Genomic DNA, 7,672 nt, shown 5'->3' on the forward strand with positions numbered 1-7,672 from the left:
TCTGAATAAATTTTAAAAATTTAACATTTATGCATTAAAATAGATGATGAAGATTTTCATTTAAAACACTATTTTTGTTATACTAAAATTTCAATTTAATCATAAAATGAAAAAAATTATTCTCATAATGACATTAACTTCATCATTGATTTCATTAGCTCAAAATTCTATAAAATATCCACAGACTAAAAAAGGAGATGTTGTTGATGTTTATTTTAACACAAAAGTTGCCGATCCATATCGTTGGCTTGAAGATGATAAATCTGCTGAAACTGGTGCATGGGTGAAAGCTCAAAATCAAGTTACTTATGATTATCTTGGCAAAATTCCTTTTCGTGACCAATTAAAATCAAGATTAGAAAAACTTTGGAATTACGAAAAAATTAGTGCACCATTCAAAGAAGGTAACTTTACCTATTTCTATAAAAATAATGGTTTGCAAAATCAATCGGTCCTTTATAGAAAAGATACTAAAGATAAAGAAACTGTTTTTTTAGATCCAAATACTTTTTCTAAAGATGGAACTTCATCACTTGGCGGAGTTGATTTTTCTAAAGATGGTTCACGAGTTGCTTATTCTATTTCTGAAGGTGGAAGCGATTGGCGAACTGTAGTTGTTATGGATGCCAACACCAAAGAAATATTAGAAAAAAATCTAACAAATATTAAATTTAGCGGAGTTTCTTGGTCAAGAAATGAAGGTTTTTATTATTCTAGTTATGACAAGCCAACTGGAAGCGAATTATCGGCTAAAACCGACCAGCACAAGCTATTTTATCACAAACTTGGAACCAATCAAAAAGATGATAAAGTAATCTTTGGATTGGAAGAAAAACGAAGATATGTTGGAGGTTATGTTACCGAAGATGAAAATTATTTAGTAATAACAGCAGCCAATTCTACTTATGGAAATGAACTGTATATTAAAGATTTAAAACAACCAAATAGTAAAATTATAACAATTGTAAACAACTTTGATAGTTCTAACAATATAATCGAAAACGAAACTTCTAACCTGTTTATTGAAACCGATTTAAATGCTCCAAACAGTAAAATTATTATTGTAGATGCAAACAATCCAGAGCCAGGAAATTGGAAAGATTTTATTGCAGAAACCGAAAATGTACTATCACCTTCAACTGGTGGCGGTTATTTTTTTTTGCTCATTATATGAAAGATGCCGTTTCGGTTGTAAAACAATATGATTATTCTGGCAAAATGGTTCGTGAAATTCAACTTCCAGGAATTGGAACCGCTGGTGGATTTGGCGGAAAGAAAAAAGAAAAAACTATATATTATTCTTTTACAAATTATACAACTCCAGGTTCAACCTATTCTATTGATGTAGATTCTGGAAATTCTAAATTGTATCAAACACCAAAAATTGATTTTATTTCTAGTAATTATGAGTCTGAACAAGTGTTTTATACTTCCAAAGATGGCACTAAAATTCCGATGATAATTACTTATAAAAAAGGATTAAAATTAAACGGAAATAATCCAACAATTCTATATGCTTATGGCGGATTTAACGTTAGTATAACTCCAAGTTTTAGTATTTCTAATGCTGTTTGGATGGAAAATGGTGGTGTTTATGCAGTGCCAAATATTCGTGGTGGTGGCGAATATGGAAAGAAATGGCATGATGCAGGAACTAAAATGCAAAAACAAAACGTTTTTGACGATTTCATTGCAGCAGGAGAATATCTAATTGAAAAAAAATACACGTCTTCAAATTTTCTTGCCATTCGTGGTGGTTCAAACGGAGGTTTACTAGTTGGAGCAACCATGACGCAACGACCAGATTTAATGAAAGTTGCCTTGCCAGCGGTTGGAGTTATGGACATGTTGCGCTATCATAAATTTACAGCTGGTGCAGGTTGGTCTTATGATTACGGAACATCCGAAGACAATAAAGAACTGTTTGAATATATAAAAGGATATTCACCAGTTCACACAATAAATCCTGGAGTAAATTATCCTGCAACTTTAATAACTACTGGCGATCATGATGATAGAGTTGTACCAGCACATAGTTTTAAATTTGCAGCCGAACTTCAAGACAAGCAAACTGGTAACAACCCAACGCTTATTAGAATTGACATCAATGCTGGACATGGCGCAGGAAAATCTGTTGCAGCAACCATTCAAGAAAGTGTTGATGTAATGGCGTTTACATTATTTAATATGGGTTTTATTGAATTGCATAAAAAATAATATAATCTTATAAATATATCAAAAAGCTCAACAGTGATGTTGAGCTTTTTTTACGTCAGTTCGAGTGATTTTTAAAGCTAAAAAAATCTAGAAAACCTGCAAAAAAGTTCTGCTTTAAAAGTTGTATCGAGAACCTTTGTTGCAAAACAGTTCTCGATACAATTTCGCAAAAAAAGCGAAATCACTCGAAGTGACGTTTGTAGAAATTTTAAAATTTTAAAATAAATGCCAATCTTCACCGTCAGTTCGAGTGGTTTTTAAAGCTAAAAAAATCTAGAAAACCTGCAAAAAAGTTCTGCTTTAAAAATTGTATCGAGAACCTTTGTTGCAAAACAGTTCTCGATACAATTTCGCAAAAAAAGCGAAATCACTCGAAGTGACGTCGGTAAAAATTATTGAAAACTAAGACTCGTCTTTAGTATTTTTTACCAAGCTTATTCCAGAAACAAAAAACACAATTCCCAGAACACCATAAATAATAAGCAATTTCATGTCGCTGTTTTCGCCAGAAGTTTTTGCAAAAACTGATGCTGTATAAATTAATCCTGCAATACCCAATAAAGTTAGGATAAAGCCAAAAATTCGTTTTAAATTCATAATTGTTTGGTTTTTTAGTTAATAAAAATTGTTTTGAATTGCACAAAACAATACGACAAAGGTATTTGAGTACACCTTTGTTCGTGTTATACAATTAATGAAATATGTTGCAGAATTTAATAAAAAAAAGCAACTCAAATAAACTGCTTAAATAAAAACTATTTTTATTATGGTTTTGGCAAAGGAGCACCTACTGCAACAGAGCAAACATGACCTTCTTGACCGTGTGGCGGATTCATTCCTGGAGCAGTTGCAGCAGCCGGAACTTGCATTGGTGTTGGTGTTGATTGAGTCGTGGTTACTGTAGCACCATTACTTGAAACTATTCCTGGAGTTGAACTTGAGGATATGGTAGTTGGTTTGGATGTTTGACTAGCAACTGGAGTTTTTCCAGCAGGAGAATTTAAAGGCGCGCCAACAGCAATATCACAACGATGACCAGCTTGACCATGTGCAGGATTCATTCCTTTGGCAACTTTTACAGGTGCAACTTGCTGAACTGTAGTTGAAGTTTGTGGCATTGTAGTTCCAGGATTTTGATTCATTATAGTATTTGGGTTTGCACCTGTTGCATCTGGTTTCATTGGCTGAATCATGGCATCACTTGCAACAACAGCACTATCTGTAGCAACCAATGCTGTATCTGTAACTGTAGTTTCACTTTCTTCTGTAACTTCTTGAGCTTCTTTTTTACAAGAACTCAACGTAAACATACTTATAACCAATAGTGCAATTATCTTTTTCATAATAACTTTTTTAGAATATCAAATATAGTTTTTTTTATGATTGGATTTTAATTTGGGTTTGTTAAAATGAGATTATTTTATATAAAAAAATTTAACCAATCGACATTTTTGCAGATTCTTTCCAAAGATAATTTGGCATTGGTTCGTTTAATTCCCATTTAATATTCATTGGTTTTGAACCTTCTGTTTCTTTAAATTTACCTTCTCCAATAAAAACATAACCCAGAGTATTTTTATTCTCGTCATTTGCTTTTTCTCTTACAAAAAGTAATATTTTTTTATTATTTTCATGATGTTTTATATATGAAACTCCTTTAGTTGTCTCTGGACCATATGCATTGTGTGATTGCCAATGAAATAAAGTTTCGCTAATTGCATAATCATCATACATAGTTGTTGGAGAAAAATTTTCCTCAGATTTAATTAAATTTATAAAAAGAATTTCTGTTTTTAAGTATTTATTTTCTGCTGCACCTTCTCTATTTGATGATTTCTTTTCAAAAGTACTCAATCTAAAAGCTGTTAAAATTTGATCTCTTGTGTAACGAGCATGTAATTTTAAAGGTTGATCATATGGCAAATCAATATCAACCTCTTTAAAACCAATTTTATCAATTAATATTTCTATAACTTCAATAATTTCATTTACAAGGATTTTATTTTTTCCAATTTGAATTATACTTTTTTCTAAAGAATCAAAACCTCCGGGATTTTGCCAAACATCATAATGCAACATCAGTAACATTGTTTTTTCATTCTCATTATATTCATTGATTCTAATTTTGAAATCTTGTTTTGCAATTTTTAAAATAAAATTGAAATAACTTGTAGAATTGGTAGACAACCATTTATTGCAAATAGCCGAATATATTTGCTTTTCATTAATATTTTCAAAATCATTAATTACTCCAGCTCTTTGACATAATCTTGACCAATTATCTTTCTTATAAATGGTTTCAATTGTAATATGATTTAGTTCTATAAAATTATTTAAAGTTAGCGGTAAAGTGGTTTGATGCTGAAAATTTATAATCTTTGTTATCAATTGATTTACATTTAATGCTGTAGCTTTTTTTATGTTTTCAAGAATATTTTCTTTTGTCTTTTTCTCTAAAACAATTGAACAACCTAAAGGTAAATGTGGAAAATCATCTTCAATTTCTTTTTGAACTGAAGTTGTTGTCTTTCCAATCAATGCTCTAAACTTGCTCTCAAAATCATATTCTGGTCTTGAATTACCAACAAAATCTAGAACTGTCAAACAATCTTTACCCTCTGCCAAACGCAATCCACGTCCTAATTGTTGGAGAAATACTGTTAAACTTTCAGTTGGTCTTAAAAACAAAACAGTATCAATTTCTGGAATATCAACACCTTCATTAAAAATATCTACTACAAATAAATAATTGAATTCTTTTTTTCTAAATTGTTCTCTAATTTTATCACGTTCACTAGTGTTTTTTGCTGTTAAACATTCGGCTTTTAATCCTGCTAAATTGAATTTTTCAGCCATAAATGATGCGTGTTCAATTGTTACACAAAATCCAATTGCGCGAAGTTCATTAATATCATTTGTGTACTTATTAAGATTAGAAATTATCTCGCCTACACGAACGTCATTTTTAGTATATAAACTTGTCAATTCACTTGCTACATACTTTCCTTTTTCCCATTTCACATTGGTTAAATCTATACTATCTGTAATTCCAAAATATTGAAAAGGACTTAATAATTTTTTATTTAATGCTTCTGGAAGTCTAATTTCGGCAGCTATACGGTTACAAAAATCTTCAAGAATATTTTCATTGTCCATTCTTTCAGGAGTTGCTGTTAATCCTAATAGAACTTTTGGTTTGAAATAGTTTATTATTGGTCTGTAAGTTGCTGCTGAAATATGATGAACTTCGTCAATAATTATAAAATCATAGTAATCAGGAGAAAGTTTAATTTCCTTAAGTCTATTATTTAAGGTTTGAACCGAAGCAAAAACATATTCATTAGATGTTGGCTCTAAACCATCAACCCATAAATCTCCAAAATTATTATCTTTTAAAACTCCTCGAAATGTTGCTTGTGCCTGTTGTAAAATTTCTTTTCTATGAGCAACAAAAAGTAATCTTGATGATTTATTGTTGCTTCTAAAATTTTTATAATCAAATGCAGATATAACTGTTTTTCCAGTACCAGTTGCAGCAACTAAAAGATTTTTATATCTATTATGAACTGATCTTTCAACTTCTAATTTTTCAAGTATTTCATTTTGATAATGAAAAGGTTTTATATCAAAATAAGATGTCGTAAAAGTGTATTCCTTTGAAAATTTTCCTTGTTTTAAAGCTTCAACTAATTTTACAGAATGAATATTTTGGTCATACAATTCAAACTCTGAATTTTGCCAGTAAGCCTCGAATGTTTTTTTAAATTTATCAATAATATGACCAACTTCTTTAGTTGTTATTTTTAAATTCCATTCTAATCCATCTGTTAATGCTGAGCGAGAAAAATTGGAAGAACCAATATAACCTGTATGAAATCCAGTATTTCTTTGAAATAAATAAGCTTTTGCATGTAATCTTTCATTTCCTGTATTGTAAGAAACTTTTACTTCTGTATTTTCTAAAGACGCTAAAAATTCAACTGCTTTTGCATCGGTTGCTCCAATATAAGTAGTTGTAATTACTCTAAGTTTTCCACCTCTTTCTGTAAATTCTCTCAATTCACGCTCAAGAATTCTGATTCCTTTCCATTTAATAAATGAAACTAATAAGTCTATTTTATCTGATGATAATATTTCCTTTCTTAATTCACTTTCTAATGTTGTTCCTGAATTTCCTCCTGTAAAAAGTTCACTATGAATTAACCTTGTATAAGGTGTAATTTCTTTTAAATGTAAATCTAAATCAATGAAATGAGCATCAATTTTTGTGAAAACTGCTTTTAAAATTTTTCCTTCTGTTTCGATTAAATCATCCTCAAATTCTTCTTTTTTTAATTCTTCCTTTAAAAACAAAATGATTTTATTTGCTATTTCAATTTGTGTTTCAAGAATATCTTCACCTTTAATTAAATTAAAAGCTTGTCGAATTGTTTTTCCAATATGTTGAGATAATAGTTGTGCCGCTTCAGCTTTGTCTATATATGTTTTTTTAACATGAAACGTATCTTTATCTAATTCATTTATTTTATAATTGATTAGTTTAGTTACTAATTCTTCATACAATCCTTGGTTCATAATTCAAGTTTTAAAAATTCTTTAACAATTGGCAAATCTGCTTCTGCCCAATCTAAATTCAATAAGTTAGCTTTGTCAAGCAACTTATAATCCTTATGTTCTAACAATAAAATTTCACCAGAAATATAATTTGCTATAAATGGAACAAGATTAATTTTAAAAGTTCCATAATCAAAAATACTGTTGGAAAGTTTTTTTAAAACTTCAATTTCAATATTCAATTCTTCTTTAATTTCCCTTTTTATACAATCAATTTCGTTTTCGTTTTGTTCTAATTTTCCGCCTGGAAATTCCCATTTTAATGGTAATTTCATATTTTTACTTCGTTGAGCCACTAAAATTTTATTATCTACCAATATAATAGCACAAACTACTTTAATCATAAAAAACATATTTTTTTATAAATTCAACAACTATTTAGAAAAACTACTTTCATCCAATCTCAAACCTAACAGGTTTTCAAAACCTGTTAGGTTTAAATTATAGACTATTTATTAGCATCCCTAACCAATCTCTTCAAAATTGCCCATTGTTTTAAAGCATCTCTCGCTTCTACTGCTGGATAACCTAACATTACTTTTCCTGCAGGAATATCGCCTGTTACTCCGGAACCTGCGCCAACAATTGCGCCATCACCAATTGTTGTATGGTCTTTTATTGAAGCACTGCCACCAATAATTACTCCGTTTCCTAAGGTTACAGAGCCAGCTAATCCTGAATTTCCTGCCATAATACAGAATTTTCCAAGCTTAGAATTGTGTCCGATTTGAACTAAATTGTCAATTTTACAACCATCACCTAAGACAGTCGAACTAAATTTTCCTCGGTCAACACAAGAATTGGCACCAATTTCAACATTGTTGCCAATGATAACATTTCC

General features: G+C 30.1%; 5 protein-coding genes and 1 pseudogene. 1 reads left to right on the forward strand and 5 read right to left on the reverse strand.

All coding sequences use genetic code 11. From position 1 onward, the window contains the following. The first annotated feature begins 106 nt into the window (after positions 1 to 106). Positions 107 to 2,217, forward strand: a pseudogene (locus ACH2BO_RS12740) (prolyl oligopeptidase family protein). Positions 2,218 to 2,619: 402 nt separating this feature from the next. On the opposite strand, the gene ACH2BO_RS12745 reads toward ACH2BO_RS12740, so the two are convergent. From ACH2BO_RS12745 to ACH2BO_RS12765, 5 genes are all read right to left on the reverse strand, one after another. Next, on the reverse strand, positions 2,620 to 2,814 hold the full coding sequence (locus ACH2BO_RS12745; RefSeq protein ID WP_395045111.1) for a hypothetical protein: 195 nt from the start codon (positions 2,812 to 2,814) through the stop codon (positions 2,620 to 2,622). Between the two features lie 167 nt (positions 2,815 to 2,981). Then, the gene (locus tag ACH2BO_RS12750) at positions 2,982 to 3,560 is read right to left on the reverse strand and encodes a hypothetical protein (RefSeq protein ID WP_395045112.1); all 579 of its coding nucleotides are present in this window, start codon (positions 3,558 to 3,560) and stop codon (positions 2,982 to 2,984) included. Positions 3,561 to 3,651: 91 nt separating this feature from the next. After that, the gene (locus ACH2BO_RS12755; RefSeq protein WP_395045113.1) at positions 3,652 to 6,792 is read right to left on the reverse strand and encodes a DUF3427 domain-containing protein; all 3,141 of its coding nucleotides are present in this window, start codon (positions 6,790 to 6,792) and stop codon (positions 3,652 to 3,654) included. Then, positions 6,789 to 7,175, reverse strand: coding sequence for a (deoxy)nucleoside triphosphate pyrophosphohydrolase (locus ACH2BO_RS12760; RefSeq protein ID WP_395045114.1), 387 nt, complete (start codon positions 7,173 to 7,175; stop codon positions 6,789 to 6,791). The genes ACH2BO_RS12755 and ACH2BO_RS12760 overlap by 4 nt, the downstream gene beginning before the upstream one ends. 104 nt (positions 7,176 to 7,279) lie before the next feature. After that, the coding region (locus ACH2BO_RS12765; protein WP_395045115.1) for a DapH/DapD/GlmU-related protein at positions 7,280 to 7,672 on the reverse strand (393 nt) is incomplete at its 5' end.

Origin of the sequence: Flavobacterium sp. (genome assembly GCF_043773265.1) — a bacterium.
Lineage (GTDB): Bacteria > Bacteroidota > Bacteroidia > Flavobacteriales > Flavobacteriaceae > Flavobacterium.

Coding starts and splice junctions, on each gene's coding strand:
- ACH2BO_RS12745 (WP_395045111.1), bottom strand. CDS start 2,814: ATGAATTTAAAACGAATTTTTGGCTTTATCCTAACTTTATTGGGTATT.
- ACH2BO_RS12750 (WP_395045112.1), bottom strand. CDS start 3,560: ATGAAAAAGATAATTGCACTATTGGTTATAAGTATGTTTACGTTGAGT.
- ACH2BO_RS12760 (WP_395045114.1), bottom strand. CDS start 7,175: ATGATTAAAGTAGTTTGTGCTATTATATTGGTAGATAATAAAATTTTA.
- ACH2BO_RS12755 (WP_395045113.1), bottom strand. CDS start 6,792: ATGAACCAAGGATTGTATGAAGAATTAGTAACTAAACTAATCAATTAT.